A 13,093-nucleotide genomic window follows, 5' to 3' on the forward strand; every position below is an offset into this window, starting at 1 on the left:
GATGCGTGGACCTGGACCGGGGCCGGAGTGTGTGGTTCGCGCATTTAGAATCGGTGGGTGGACGACCCCCTGCCTCCGGCCGAAACCCTCCGTGCCGCTCTCGCCGGTCTGCTTGACGGGCTTCCGGCTCGGCAGGCCGCCGGGGCCGTGGAGCGGCTGATCGCCAGTTATCGGGGGGCGACCCCCACGGACGCCCCGATCCTGCGGGACCGTGCCGACGTGGCCGCCTACGCCGCGTACCGGATGCCCGCGACCTTCGAGGCCGTACGGTCGGCGCTGGAGGCGTTCGCGGACGCCGTACCGGAGTGGGTGCCCGCCGGTCATGTGGACGTCGGTGGCGGCACCGGCGCGGCCACCTGGGCCGTCAGCGCGACCTGGGCCGGCGCCCGGCCGGTGACCGTGCTCGACTGGGCCGAGCCGGCGCTCGCCCTCGGCCGGGAGATCGCCGCCGCCAACCCGGCGCTGCGGGACGTTCGCTGGCAGCGGTCCCGGATCGGGGCGGAGCTCGCCCTGGACAGCACCGACCTGGTCACCGTGTCCTACGTACTCAACGAGCTGGCCGTCCCCGACCGCGCCCGTCTGGTCGACGCCGCCGCCGGCGCGGCGCGGGCCGTGGTGATCGTCGAGCCGGGCACCCCCGACGGGTACGCCCGGGTCATCGAGGCCCGCGACCGCCTGATCGCCGCCGGCTTCCACGTCGCTGCGCCCTGCCCGCACAGCGCCGCCTGCCCCATCGTCCCCGGCGAGGACTGGTGCCACTTCTCGGCCCGGGTCAGCCGCTCCTCCCTGCACCGCCAGGTCAAGGGCGGCTCCCTCGCCTACGAGGACGAGAAGTTCAGCTATGTCGCCGCCACCCGCGTGCCCGTCGCGCCCGCCCCGTCCCGCGTGGTCCGGCGCCCGCAGATCCGCAAGGGCCAGGTCCTGCTCGACCTGTGCGAGGCCGACGAGGCGTTGCGGCGGACGACGGTCACCAAGCGCCACGGCGATCTGTACAAGGCGGCCCGGGACGCGGACTGGGGCGACGCCTGGCCGCCGTACACCGCACCGGCGTAGACCGCACCGCCGTACACCTCACCGCCGTAGACCTCACCCGCGTGAACCTCTCCGGCGTGGACGAGCCGCACGCCCCGCGGAGCTACGGCGAGACGCCCCGTCTCACCCGCTTGGTACGGTCGGACCATGGTCAAGCAGCCCGCCCCCGACAGGCAGACCCCGAACGCGACCCGGCGCAGCGAGAGGTCGCGCCGTGCCATCTACGACGCCGCCCTCGCCCTCGTCGCGGAGGCCGGCTACCCGAAGACCACCATCGAGGGCATCGCCGCCCGCGCCGGCGTCGGGAAGCAGACGATCTACCGGTGGTGGGGGTCGAAGGCGGACGTCCTGCTGGAGGCGTTCCTCGACCTCGGCGCGCAGGCGGAGGACGAGGCGGGCGGGCAGCCGTACGCCATCCCGGACACGGGCGACCTCGCCGCCGACCTCAAGGCCGTGCTGCGGGCCACCGTCGACCAGTTGACGGACCCCCGGTTCGACGCGCCCGCCCGGGCCCTGGCCGCCGAGGGCGTGGTCAACGAGCAGGTCGGCCGGGAGTTCACGGCCAAGCTCCTGGAGCCGAACCTCCAGCTGTACGTGAACCGGCTGCGCTCCGCGCAGGAGGCCGGGCAGGTGCGCCCCGAGATCGACCCGCGCATCGCGCTCGAGTTCTTCGTCTCGCCACTCGCCCAGCGCTGGCTGCAGTACACGGGCCCGCTCTCCCACGAGTACACCGACACCCTCGTCGACTACGCGCTGCACGGACTCGCACCCCGGTGAGCGCCCGCGCCATCAGGCGGGTAAATCGTGACAGATCGGGTGATGCCGTGCCGTCGAGGAACTGATGTGCCCCGGTCCGTCCACCCCGGTTGTCGGCTCCGGCTCCCCGCAGCGCAGGATGGTGGGAGCATGGAGCGAGCTGCTTGGCACGACAGCGGGGCGAGGAGATAGATGAGCGCGGAGTTCGGCGGTCGGACCGGCCGGCAGGGCAAAATCTCCCAGTGGCTGCGCGGACGCCGCCCGAAGGAGGCCACCGACGACGGCGGCCGGGAGGCCCTGCTGCTCGCCGCCGCCGGAGCGGGACTGCCGCTCGCGCCCGCCGCGTACCCCGCCGCCGGCTACCGGTGCTCCTGCGACCGCGTGGGCTGTCCCACCCCCGCCCGGCACCCGGTGTCGTTCGCCTGGCAGACCCAGTCGACCACCGACCGCACGCAGATCGAGCGCTGGGCCCGGCATCAGCCGCAGGCCAACTTCATCACCGCGACCGGCATGGTGCACGACGTCCTCGACGTGCCGCTGGAGGCCGGCCGTGAGGCCCTGGAGCGCCTGCTCGCCGCGGGCATCGAGGTCGGCCCGGTCGCCGAGAGCGACGACGGGCGGCTCCTCTTCTTCACCCTCACCCGTGGCACCCCCGAGGACGAGGACGAGTGGTGGCCCTGCGAGCTGGACTGCCACCCCGAGACGATGGACGAGCACCCGGGCCTGCGCTGGCACTGCCGGGGTTCCTACGTCCTCATGCCCCCGGCCCGCCTCCCCGGCGAGGACCAGTCGGTGCACTGGGTCCGCGGCCTCGAGCACCCGCTGCCCGACCCGCTGAGCGTGCTCGAGGTCCTCACGGACGCCTGCGCCCGGCACGTCGGGGCGGAGCCGGACCACGCGAGCTCGGCGTGGCCCACCCGGCTGTGAGGCACTGAGCCACGCAGGCGACCCGCGCCGCCCGCGACCCGTCGCCTATGAACCCTCGCCTACCAACCCTCGCCTACGACCCCTCCGCCGAGGTCAGTCCCTCGATGCGGCCCAGGACCTTCACCTTGCCGCCGTCCGAGCCCCGCGGCGGGTCCAGCGCGACCTGGTTGGAGACGAACTCCATCGTCAGCGACTGCTTGATCTCGCCGGTCGTCAGGGCCCGCACGTTGTCGTTCGGGGTGGGGATCGCGGCGCCCGCCGCGGCGGTCTGCTTCTGGTAGCGGCGGGTGGTGAAGAACACCAGCGCGCCGCCGTCTGTGGTGCGCAGCGCCAGCGGGGCGTAGTCGCCGTTGGTCAGCGGGTCGTCGATGTACTGCGTGGCGAGGCCCGGCTTGGTGCCCGCCGCACGCTGCGCCCGCCACTCGCTGGTGTGCGTGCCCGCGGCGAAGGACTTCCCGCCGCTCTTCAGATAGGTCGCGTAGTCCTGGCTCAACGTGCCGGGTGTGAGGGCGAGTTGTGTGGTGTTCGCGGGCACCGCCTCGGCCCAGCCGTCCGCGTCCTGCTTGAACTTCGGTACGTCGTCGGGGGCGACGAGCGTCAGATACGCCGCCTGCCACGGGTCGCCCAGGGCGTTGCGGGTGAACACCAGCAGCCAGCGCAGGTCGCCGCCCTTGTTGCCGTGCGCGTCGGCGACGAACCAGCGCGGCCAGCCCGCCTTCTTGGGGATCGTGAAGCGCGCGTCCGACAGCTCCAGCGGCGAATGCCCGGGATTGCCGTCGGGGTTGTTGATGTGCCCGGCCTTCAGCCGGGCCGCGTCGATGTCGCCGAGGGCGCCCGTGACATGGTCGGCGTCGGCTGAACTGTCGTACTCCTCGTCCGCCTTGTTGTACGCGGCGGTGAACTGCTGGAGCGCCTTCGCGGCCTCCGCCCGGGTGGTCGCGGGGAGTACCTCCTTCTCCCCGTGCACCACCACGCAACCACTCGCCGTCAACGACAGAGCGGTCAGCGAGGCCGCCGTCAGCGCGCTCCGGTCAAGCCTGCGGAGCCTTCGAGGGCTGCGATCCCTGCTCATCAGGTGCCTTCACCTTCCCCTTCCCGGAGGCGAACCCTACCGGGGCGAAGAAAAAGACGAGCGTCGGGACCAGGTACAGCAGCCACACCGTGACCTGGAGGACCGTCGGGTCGGGCTGGAAGTTGAAGACGCCCTTCAGGAGGGTGCCGTACCAGCTGTCCGGCGCGATGGTGTCGCTGATGTCGAAGGCCAGGTTCCGCAGCCCCGGGACCCAGTTGGCCTCCTGCAGGTCGTGGACGCCGTACGCCAGTACGCCCGCCGCGACCACCACCAGCATGGCGCCGGTCCAGGTGAAGAACCTGGCCAGGTTGATCTTCAGGGCGCCGCGGTAGAACAGCCAGCCCAGCAGGATCGCCGACGCCAGGCCCAGGGCCACGCCGATCAGCGGGCGCGGGGTGCCGTCGCCGGCCGCGTGCACCGAGGCCCACACGAACAGGGCCGTCTCCAGGCCCTCGCGGCCCACCGCGAGGAACGCCGTGGCGACCAGCGCGCCGGTGCCCATCGCCAGGGCCGCGTCCAGCTTGCCGTGCAGCTCCGACTTCAGGTGCCGGGCGGTGCGCCGCATCCAGAACACCATCCACGTCACCAGCCCCACCGCCACGATGGACAGGCTGCCGCCGAGCGCCTCCTGCGCCTCGAACGTCAGCTCCTGGGAGCCGAATTCGAGGACACAACCGAAGCCCATCGCGATCAGGACCGCGACGGCGACGCCGGTCCAGATCGGCCTGAGGGCGTCCCGGCGGCCGGTCTTGACCAGGTAGGCGATCAGGATGCAGACGACGAGGCTGGCTTCCAGGCCCTCGCGCAGACCGATCAGGTAGTTGGAGAACACGGCTAGGCCTCCTTGGAGAACAGCGTCCGGCCCCACCAGTCGTCCTTGTCGCGGACGCCGGGCGGGACGGCGAAGTGCGCCGAACCCACGTGCTGGATGTACTCGTTGAGCGCGTCGGCGCCCAGACTGCGCTGGATCGGGATGAATCCCGTACGGACGTCCCGCTGGTAGGCCAGGAAGAACAGGCCCGCCTCCAGCCGGCCGAGGCCGTCCGTGCCGTCGGTGAAGGAGTAGCCGCGGCGCAGGATCGTCGCCCCGTGGTTGGAGTCGGGGTGCGCGAGCCGGACGTGCGCGTCGGGCTTCATCGCCTTCAGGAACGGCTTGTCGCGCTCCTTGGCCCGGCCCACCGGGGCGCCCTCGCCCTTGTCGCGGCCGAAGACGTCCTCCTGCTCCTGGAGGGAGGTGCGGTCCCAGGTCTCGATGTTCATGCGGATGCGGCGGGCGACGAGGTAGGAGCCGCCGGCCATCCAGTCGGAGCCGTCCTTGGCGTCGGCCCACACGAACTTCTCGAGGCGATCGCTCTCCGTCCCCGCGATGTTGCGGGTGCCGTCCTTGAAGCCCATCAGGTTGCGCGGGGTCTGCGCGTCCGGGGTCGTGGACGAGGTCTTGCCGAAGCCGAGCTGGGACCAGCGGATGGCGACCTTGCCGAAGCCGATGCGGGCCAGGTTGCGGATCGCGTGCACGGCGACCTGCGGGTCGTCCGCGCAGGCCTGGACGCACAGGTCGCCGCCGCTGCGGTTGCGGTCGAGGTTCTCGCCGGGGAACGTCGGCAGGTCCACCAGTGCCTCGGGGCGCCGGTCGGCGAGCCCGAACTTCTCGAACAGGGACGGACCGAACCCGATCGTCAGGGTCAGCCGCGAGGGCTTGAGGCCCAGCGCCTCGCCGGTGTCGTCCGGCGGCGCCTCGGCCAGCCCGCCGTAGGCGCCCTCGCCGACGGCGTGCCCGCCGGTCATCCGGCGCGCGGCCGCCGTCCAGTCCTTGAGCAGCTGGACGAACTCGGCGCGGTCGTCGGTCTTCACGTCGAACGCGGCGAAGTGCAGCCGGTCCTGCACCGGCGTGGCGATGCCGGCCTGATGCGTGCCGTGGAAGGCGACCGCGGCGCCCGACTCGGCGGCTGTCGGCTCCACGTCGTCGCCGGTGCGGGCCATCGCCACCGCGCCGCCGGCCGCGGCGGCACCGAGCGCGAGCCCGGCACCGCCCCAGCCGATCAGCGAACGCCGGGAGGGGGCGGCCGGGGTGGCTTCCTCAGCAGGAGTGTCGGTCATGGTCGCCCCCTACTTCACGACAGCCGCGGCGAGCTTGGACAGCGGCTCCGCGAGCGCGTTCACCGCGTCCGAGAGCTCCTTCTGCTGGTCCTTGCCGACCTTGTCGTAGGAGACGAAGTCGTACGACGTCTTGTCCGCGCGGTACTTGTCGAGCAGCGTGTTCAGCGCGGCGAACTGCTTGTCGAGCTCGGTGGTCAGCGCCGCGTCGTTCTCCTTGGCGACCGGCTTGAGCAGCTCGTACGACTTCTGGGCGCCCTCCACGTTGGCCTTGAAGTCGACCAGGTCGGTGTGCGAGTAGCGCTCCTCCTCGCCGGTGACCTTGCCGGTGGCGACCTCGTCGAGGAGTTCCTTGGCGCCGTTGGCCATGGAGGTCGGGGTGATGTCGGCCTTGCCGACCCGCTTCTGCCAGTCCGTGAGGTCGGTGACCAGCTGGTCGGCGAGGGTCTTCTCCTCGGCGCCGATCTTCTTGTCCTGCCAGAGGGCCTTCTCCAGCCGGTGCCAGCCCGTCCACTTCTGGCCGTCCTCCAGGCCGTCCGCGCGGACGTCGACCTTCGGGTCGATGTCACCGAAGGACTCGGCGACCGGCTCGGTCCGCTCCCAGCCGATGCGGGAGGGCGCGTAGGCGGCCTTGGCGGCGGCCAGGTCGCCGGCCTTGACGGCCTTCACGAAGGTCGCGACCTCGGGCAGCGTCGCGTCGGCCTGCTCCTGCGCGTACTCGCGGTAGGCGGCGACCGCCGCGTCCAGGCGCGGGTCGCGCTTGGCGACCTTGCCGCCGGTGGCCTTGACCGCCTGGCGGATGCCCTTGCCCTTCATGCCCGGCTTGCAGGCGATCGTGTAGTCGCCCGACTTCACCTCGGCGGTGACCGTCTGCTTGGTGCCGGGGCCGATGTTCTCCCGCTCGCTGACGATGCGGTCGTCGGGGAAGAGGATGTAGACCTCGGTGACCTTGGAGCCCTTGTTCTGGATGTCGAGCTCGATGTGGCCGGCCGGGAACTCCTTCTTGGACACCTCGCACTTGGAGTCGGTGGCGGTCACCTTGATGGCGCCGGCACCTTTCCCGTCGCTCTTCTCGGCGCACCCCGTGACGGCGGTCAACGCCGCCGCGGTGGCGACGGCGGTGACGACGGAGAGTCTGGCGGCTCGCATTCGGGCTCCCGAGGCTGGCTGAAAAATCACGTGACGAGGTTCACAGGATTGGTGAGGCTCGCCTAACTTATCGAAGGCTTACCTGCGTAATACCCCCGCAGTCCGTGATTCACCTCTCATAGACGCTGTAAGGGCACGACCAGGTCACGGTGTCTCAAACCAAAGGCCAAGGGAAGGTCAAAGGAGATTCAAAGATTCCGCTTCCCGGTCACCAGGTCCGCCCGGGTCTGGGGATGCGAGAGCGCCTCCACGGCTGGTCGCAGACCTCCGACAGCAGCCGCGCCGAGAACACCACGGCCGGCGGCCCCCCGGCCGCGACACGACCGGCGCACAGGGTCGCGACCCGGTGCGCGTGGGTCGCCGTGAGCCCGAGAACGTGTGGGCGGTCCGATCGGTGGCCACCACGGGCGGCGCGGGCACGACCACCGGTGGCGTCACCGGTGGACTCGCCGCCACCGGCCGGTTCCTGCCGGCCGCGACGCCGGGCACGACGGCCGCGGTCACCGTGGCGACGGGGCACGGGCGTCGTCCACGCGATGGGCGGGCGGCGCACGGCCGCGGAGTGATCCTGTTCAGTGCTTCAATGCCCGCGTGACTGATTACGACGTGCTCCGGGTCTTCTGCGGACCCCGTGGTGGATACGGCAACGAGCTCGCCGTGGTCCGCGAGGGCTCGGTGATGCCGGACCCGGAGGAGCGGCAGGCGTTCGCCGCGAAACTCGGGTTCAGCGAGACCGTGTTCGTCGACGACCCGGAGCGCGGCGTCATCGACATCTACACGCCCGCCCTGCGCCTCCCCTTCGCCGGCCACCCCTGCGTCGGCACGGCCTGGCTTCTCGACGTCCCCGAACTGGTCACCCCCGCCGGAGTGGTGGGTGTCCGTCTGGACGGCGAGTTCAGCTGGATTGAGGCGCGCGCGGAGTGGGCCACGCCGCGCACGCTCCGCCGGTACGCGACGCCCGCCGAGGTCGACGATCTGGCGGTCCCGCCGGCGGGGGAGTGGATCTACGCCTGGGCCTGGGAGGACGAGGCGGCAGGCCGGGTCCGCGCCCGCGCCTTCCCCGGCCGCGACGACGGCATCGAGGAGGACGAGGCGACGGGCGCGGCGGCCATCCTGCTCACGGACCAGCTGGGGCGGGCCCTGAACATCACGCAGGGCGCGGGCTCCCAACTCCTGACGGCTCCGCAGCCGGGGGGCTGGGTGGAGGTCGGGGGACGAGTACTCCTGGAGCGCTGAGCCGGCGCCCGGGCGGGCCGGGACTCGGGCGGGCCGGGACTCGGGCGGGCCGGGGATCGGCGTGGGGTGGTGTCGGCGGGCCGGGTGGTGTCGGCGTGCGGGTGGCTTCGGCAGGCCGAGTGGTGTCCGCGTGCCGGAACTCAGGCGCTGAGCGGGAACTCCTCGCCCAGCGCCCGGAACACGCCGGTGTTCAGGGCGAACGCCCGCTTGCACTCGGCGACGATCCGCTGCTTCTCCAGGTCGTCCGCGCGGACCTCGTCCAGAAGTTCGCGGTAACTCCGCTTGAACGCGGCCGGGTTGGCGATCTCCTCGAAGACGTAGAAGCGGACGCCGTCGCCCTTGCGGGTGAAGCCCCACGTCTTCTCCGCCCTGTCGCGGATGATCTGGCCGCCGGAGAGGTCGCCGAGGTAGCGCGTGTAGTGGTGGGCGATGTAGCCAGCCGGCCACGCGCGGGCGCACTCGGCGACCCGGTCCGCGTACGCCCGTGTCGCCGGAAGCGCGGACAGCCCCGCCCGCCACTCCGGCCCCCGCAGATGCGTCAGGTCCCGCTCCAGCGCGGCCAGCCGGAACAGCTCGGGCCGGACGAAGGGCCCGGCCACCGGATCCGAGGCCAGCCGCTCGGCTCCCGCTTCCAGCGCCTCGTACACGAACCACAGTTGCTCGGTGTACCGCGCGTACGCCTCGACGTCGAGCCGGCCGCCGAGCGGGTCGCTCATGAAGGTCGAGGTCTCCGCCTCCACGTGCTGTTCGTGGGAGGCGGTGCGGATGAGGGCCGAGAAGGAGTCCATGAGTCCGGATTCTTTAAGTTAGGTTTACCTAAGTCAATAGTTTGCCGACGTCCTGTCGGTAAAAGCGTACGGGTAAGAGGAAGGGCCCGCTCCACGAGGAAGCGGGCCCGAGCGTACGGAGCCACGTGGCTCCGCCGCGACAAGACGGTGGCGCTACGGCAGCGTGAGGATCTCCGTGCCCGTCTCCGTCACCACCAGCGTGTGCTCGAACTGGGCCGTGCGCCTGCGGTCCTTGGTCACGACCGTCCACCCGTCGTCCCACATGTCGTAGTCGTGCGTCCCGAGGGTCAGCATCGGCTCGATCGTGAACGTCATCCCGGGCTGGATGACGGTCGTCGCGTGCGGGCTGTCGTAGTGCGGGATGATCAGGCCGGAGTGGAACGACGAGTTGATGCCGTGCCCCGTGAAGTCGCGGACCACGCCGTAGCCGAAGCGCTTGGCGTACGACTCGATGACCCGCCCGATGATGTTGATCTGGCGGCCCGGCCGGACCGCCTTGATCGCGCGGTCGAGGGACTCCCGGGTGCGCTCGACGAGCAGCCGGCTCTCCTCGTCCACGTCCCCGACCAGGTAGGTGGCGTTGTTGTCGCCGTGCACCCCGCCGATGTACGCCGTGACGTCCAGGTTGACGATGTCGCCGTCGCGCAGGACCGTCGAGTCCGGGATGCCGTGGCAGATGACCTCGTTGACCGAGGTGCACAGGGACTTGGGGAAGCCGCGGTAGCCGAGCGTCGAGGGGTAGGCGCCGTGGTCGCACATGTACTCGTGCGCGACCCTGTCCAGCTCGTCGGTGGTGACCCCCGGCGAGATCAGTTTCGCGGCCTCCGCCATCGCCTGCGCGGCGATCCGGCCGGCGCGGCGCATCGCCTCGATGGTCTCGGGCGTCTGCACCTCCGGGCCGGTGTACGGCGTCGGCGCGGGCTTGCCGACGTACTCGGGGCGGCGGATGTTCCCGGGCACGGAACGGATGGGGGACAGCTCCCCTGGGACGAGCAGCGACTGGCCAGACATGCCAGCGAGTCTAACCAGCGGCGATGGGGGAACATGTCGGTGGCGAGAGGAGCTGGTCATGGCCCTGTTCAAGAAGCGGACGGTCGGTAAACCGGGCGAGTGGTTCTACTGCCTGGAGCACAAGAAGGTCGAGGAGGGCCCGGACTGCCCCGGCAAGGACCGTTTCGGTCCGTACGCCACCCGCGCGGAGGCCGAGCACGCGATGGAGATCGCCCGCGAGCGCAACCTGGAGTGGGAGAACGACCCCAAGTGGCACGACGCGCCGGCGGGCGGCGCGGACGAGGGCTGAGCGGACCCCCTGCCGGGGGACGTCAGCCCCGCACCGGTGCGGCCGCCTTCCGCTGGTCGCGCAGCCGCACCGCGTGCTCGTTCGTCCGTACGTCGTACGTCATCAGCCCGGGCAGGCACAGGGCCAGCAGCCCCACCGCGCCCACGCACAGCAGCCCGCCCGACCACACCGACGTCCGCACCCCGGCCCACGCGGCCACACCTCCCGAGCGGACCTGGCCCAGCTGCGGGCCCACCGAGTAGGACAGCAGCTCGATCCCGGCGAGCCGGCCGCGCAGCTCGTCGGGGATCGTCTGGTTCCACATGGCGCCGCGGAAGATGCCGCTGACCATGTCGCAGCCCCCGCCGACGGCGAGGAAGAACAGCACGAGCCACACGTTGCCGGTGGCGCCGGCGGCGGCGATCGCCAGGCCCCACAGCGCGGCCGCGAGCACCACCATCCGGCCGTGCCGCCGCACCCGCGAGGTCCAGCCGCTGGTCAGGCTCACCACCAGGGCTCCGGCCGGAGCGGACGCGTACATCAGGCCGAGCGACCAGGGGGCGTGCAGCTCGTCGGCCAGGAAGGGCAGCACGGCGAGCGGCATCGCGAGGAACATCGCGGCGAGGTCGATGGCGTAGGTGCCGAGGAGTTCCTTGCGGCCCCAGGCGTACCGGGCGCCCTCGGCGATGGACCGCAGGGAGGGCTTCGGCGACGCGTGCGAGGCGGGCGCCGCGGCGATGCGCATCACGAAGACGACGGAGACGACGAAGGTCACCAGGTCCACGGCGTACGCCCAGCCCAGCCCGGCGAACGCGACGACCACGCCCGCCAGGGCGGGGCCCGCGACCCCGCCGACCGTCCAGCGCAGCGAGTTGAGCGAGGCCGCGGCCGGCAGATGCTCGTGGGCCACGATCCGCGGGGTGAGCGCGTCGAGCGCGGGGCGCTGGACGGAGCCGAGCGCGGAGGAGAACGCGGCGACCACGTACAGCGGCCAGACGGCGGGGTGCGGCACGAGCGCGTTGAGCAGCAGAGCCGCGCACAGCAGACCCTGGCCGGCCTCCGTCCACAGAATCAGCTTCCGCTTGTCCCAGGCGTCCGCGAGGGCGCCGCCGTACAGCCCGAACACGATCAGCGGTACGAGTTCGACGGCGCCGATCGCTCCGACGGCCGCGGCGGAGTGTGTGAGCTCCTTCATCTGCACCGGCAGCGCGACGAAGGTCAGGAAACTCCCGAAGTTGGTGACCAGGCCCGACAGCCACAGCCTGCGGAAGTCGACGGAGGCCCGCCAGGGCGCGAGGTCGGGAAGCAGGGCACGAAGACCGGAGGGAGGACCGTCGGAAGGGTTGTCGGAAAGGTCGTCGGAAGGGCCTTCGGAAGGGCTGTCACCGTCGTGCGTCACGACCGGCCATGCTCGGCCCGGACGGCTGCCGGAGGCAACCGGTTTTCGCGCGGACCGGTACCGCCACCACCTGCTCGGCGGGGCTACCAGCGTGCCGGTGGGGGCGCCGTCAGGTGGTGGGTCAGGGTGGAGAGGCGGTCGCGGAAGCGGCGGCGGCCGCGTGGGGCGGGCAGGGAGTTCTCCCCGGCTGCGGCGCTCACCAGGTGCTGCACGCTGTCCAGGTCGAGCTCGGACCCGTCGGCCACGGTCAGCGACTCGTGCGCCATGGCCGTCAGCTCGTCCCCGCCGTCGCCGAGCGCCAGCACCGTCGCCCCGGCCCGCCGGGCGTCGTGCACCCCTTCCAGCAGGTCGCCGCCGGGTCCCCGCGGTGTCACCACGAGCAGCGTCTCGCCCCGCCGTGCCGCCGCGAGCCGTCCCGGCCCGACCGCCAGATGCGCCGGATCCGACGCGCACGCGTCATGCCGGACCAGTGTCGGGGCCAGCTCGGGCGTCCCCGACCAGGCCGCCTCGTCCACCAGGTGGGCCGCCAGATGCCACGGCTCGTACTCCGGTGTGCCCACCAGCAGCAGCCCGCCCCCGTGCGACACCACGGACCCCCGCAGCACCCCCGCGAACCGGCGGGTGGACCCCAACCACTCGGTCCCGGCGAGCACTTCGCGCAACAGCGCCACCCGTACGGCATCCATACGCCGGCATCCTGCCGCAACCGGCCGCTCCGAGCCCGCGGTTCACCACGAATTCCCCCGAACCGGGCACGAACCCACGGCCGTTCCGCCACCGGCCCACGCGGCCCACGCGGCCCACGCGGCCCACGCGGCCCACCGACCACCGCCGCCCTCCCTCTCGGCCACGACCTCACCCCTGACGGCTGGCGCCCCCAAGGGCTGCCTCACCTCGTGGCGGGGCCAAGTCCCGCCCGCCTCACGCACCCGCCTCGCCTCCGGCGGGGGGCCAGGGTGCGCCTCCGCGGCGAGTCCGTCGGCCGCGGTCGGACCCGCGCTGGGTGCCCGGCCGACGGCGGGCCGGCGTCAGCCTTCGGCATTTGCCCCGCCTCTGGCGGCCTGGCCAGGGTGCGCCTCTGCGGCGGCTTCGTCGGCGGCGGTCGGACCCGCGCTCGGGCCCGGCAGACGGCCCGCAGGCGCCCGCCTCCGGCATTCGCCTCGTCTCTGGCGGCCTGGCCAGGGTGCGCCTCTGCGGCGGCTTCGTCGGCGGCGGTCGGACCCGCGCTCGGCGCCCGGCCGACGGCCCGCCGGCGTCAGCCTCGCCTCCGGCGGCCCGGGCCCTGGCCCCTTCGCACGTCTCGACCAGCGATGGTCGGGCCCGCTTCCCGGTCCCCGGCCGGCGGCCCGCTCGCTCGCCGT

The 13,093-nt window shown here is 72.4% G+C and carries 13 protein-coding genes; 5 read left to right on the plus strand and 8 right to left on the minus strand.

Annotation, left to right across the window (positions count from 1 at the left end; translation table 11 throughout):
- Positions 1 to 57 precede the first annotated feature (57 nt).
- From OG985_RS32525 to OG985_RS32535, 3 genes are all read left to right on the plus strand, one after another.
- Positions 58 to 1,053 carry a small ribosomal subunit Rsm22 family protein gene (locus tag OG985_RS32525; protein ID WP_371671912.1) on the plus strand — a complete coding sequence of 332 codons (996 nt, stop codon included), beginning with the start codon at positions 58 to 60 and terminating at the stop codon, positions 1,051 to 1,053.
- A 126-nt stretch (positions 1,054 to 1,179) separates the two neighbouring features.
- Positions 1,180 to 1,809 (plus strand): TetR/AcrR family transcriptional regulator, encoded by a 630-nt coding sequence (locus OG985_RS32530; protein WP_371671913.1) that lies wholly within the window; start codon positions 1,180 to 1,182, stop codon positions 1,807 to 1,809.
- 171 nt (positions 1,810 to 1,980) lie between these two features.
- Positions 1,981 to 2,715 (plus strand): bifunctional DNA primase/polymerase, encoded by a 735-nt coding sequence (locus tag OG985_RS32535; RefSeq protein WP_371671914.1) that lies wholly within the window; start codon positions 1,981 to 1,983, stop codon positions 2,713 to 2,715.
- 73 nt (positions 2,716 to 2,788) lie between these two features.
- On the opposite strand, the gene OG985_RS32540 is transcribed toward OG985_RS32535, so the two are convergent.
- From OG985_RS32540 to efeO, 4 genes are read right to left on the minus strand one after another with little or no spacing between them, the layout of a single operon-like run.
- Positions 2,789 to 3,787: a hypothetical protein gene (locus OG985_RS32540; protein ID WP_371671915.1), complete on the minus strand. Its 999-nt coding sequence runs from the start codon at positions 3,785 to 3,787 to the stop codon at positions 2,789 to 2,791.
- Positions 3,747 to 4,619, minus strand: coding sequence for an iron uptake transporter permease EfeU (efeU, locus tag OG985_RS32545; RefSeq protein WP_371671916.1), 873 nt, complete (start codon positions 4,617 to 4,619; stop codon positions 3,747 to 3,749). Before efeU ends, OG985_RS32540 begins: the two co-directional genes overlap by 41 nt.
- 2 nt (positions 4,620 to 4,621) lie before the next feature.
- Positions 4,622 to 5,884: an iron uptake transporter deferrochelatase/peroxidase subunit gene (efeB, locus tag OG985_RS32550; RefSeq protein ID WP_371671917.1), complete on the minus strand. Its 1,263-nt coding sequence runs from the start codon at positions 5,882 to 5,884 to the stop codon at positions 4,622 to 4,624.
- Between the two features lie 9 nt (positions 5,885 to 5,893).
- Entirely contained in the window at positions 5,894 to 7,030 is a 1,137-nt protein-coding gene (efeO, locus tag OG985_RS32555) for an iron uptake system protein EfeO (protein WP_371671918.1), read from the minus strand.
- A 591-nt stretch (positions 7,031 to 7,621) separates the two neighbouring features.
- On the opposite strand from efeO, the gene OG985_RS32560 reads away from it, so the two are divergent.
- Complete coding sequence (locus tag OG985_RS32560) at positions 7,622 to 8,266, plus strand: PhzF family phenazine biosynthesis protein (RefSeq protein ID WP_371671919.1); 645 nt, start codon at positions 7,622 to 7,624, stop codon at positions 8,264 to 8,266.
- Positions 8,267 to 8,406: 140 nt separating this feature from the next.
- Here OG985_RS32560 and OG985_RS32565 read toward each other — a convergent pair whose 3' ends face one another.
- Together OG985_RS32565 and map are read right to left on the minus strand one after the other, a co-directional pair.
- The gene (locus tag OG985_RS32565) at positions 8,407 to 9,054 is read right to left on the minus strand and encodes a heme oxygenase (biliverdin-producing) (RefSeq protein WP_371671920.1); all 648 of its coding nucleotides are present in this window, start codon (positions 9,052 to 9,054) and stop codon (positions 8,407 to 8,409) included.
- 153 nt (positions 9,055 to 9,207) lie between these two features.
- On the minus strand, positions 9,208 to 10,065 hold the full coding sequence (gene map / locus OG985_RS32570; protein ID WP_371671921.1) for a type I methionyl aminopeptidase: 858 nt from the start codon (positions 10,063 to 10,065) through the stop codon (positions 9,208 to 9,210).
- 58 nt (positions 10,066 to 10,123) lie between these two features.
- Here map and OG985_RS32575 point away from each other — a divergent pair, with 58 nt between their 5' ends.
- Complete coding sequence (locus tag OG985_RS32575) at positions 10,124 to 10,354, plus strand: hypothetical protein (RefSeq protein ID WP_371671922.1); 231 nt, start codon at positions 10,124 to 10,126, stop codon at positions 10,352 to 10,354.
- Positions 10,355 to 10,376: 22 nt separating this feature from the next.
- On the opposite strand, the gene OG985_RS32580 is transcribed toward OG985_RS32575, so the two are convergent.
- Together OG985_RS32580 and OG985_RS32585 are read right to left on the minus strand one after the other, a co-directional pair.
- Positions 10,377 to 11,642, minus strand: a complete 1,266-nt coding sequence (locus OG985_RS32580; RefSeq protein WP_371674567.1) for an MFS transporter — start codon at positions 11,640 to 11,642, stop codon at positions 10,377 to 10,379.
- Positions 11,643 to 11,815: 173 nt separating this feature from the next.
- Positions 11,816 to 12,418 carry a hypothetical protein gene (locus OG985_RS32585; protein ID WP_371671923.1) on the minus strand — a complete coding sequence of 201 codons (603 nt, stop codon included), beginning with the start codon at positions 12,416 to 12,418 and terminating at the stop codon, positions 11,816 to 11,818.
- Positions 12,419 to 13,093: the final 675 nt, after the last annotated feature.

The sequence above is a fragment of the Streptomyces sp. NBC_00289 genome, from assembly GCF_041435115.1.
Taxonomy (GTDB): Bacteria; Actinomycetota; Actinomycetes; order Streptomycetales; family Streptomycetaceae; genus Streptomyces.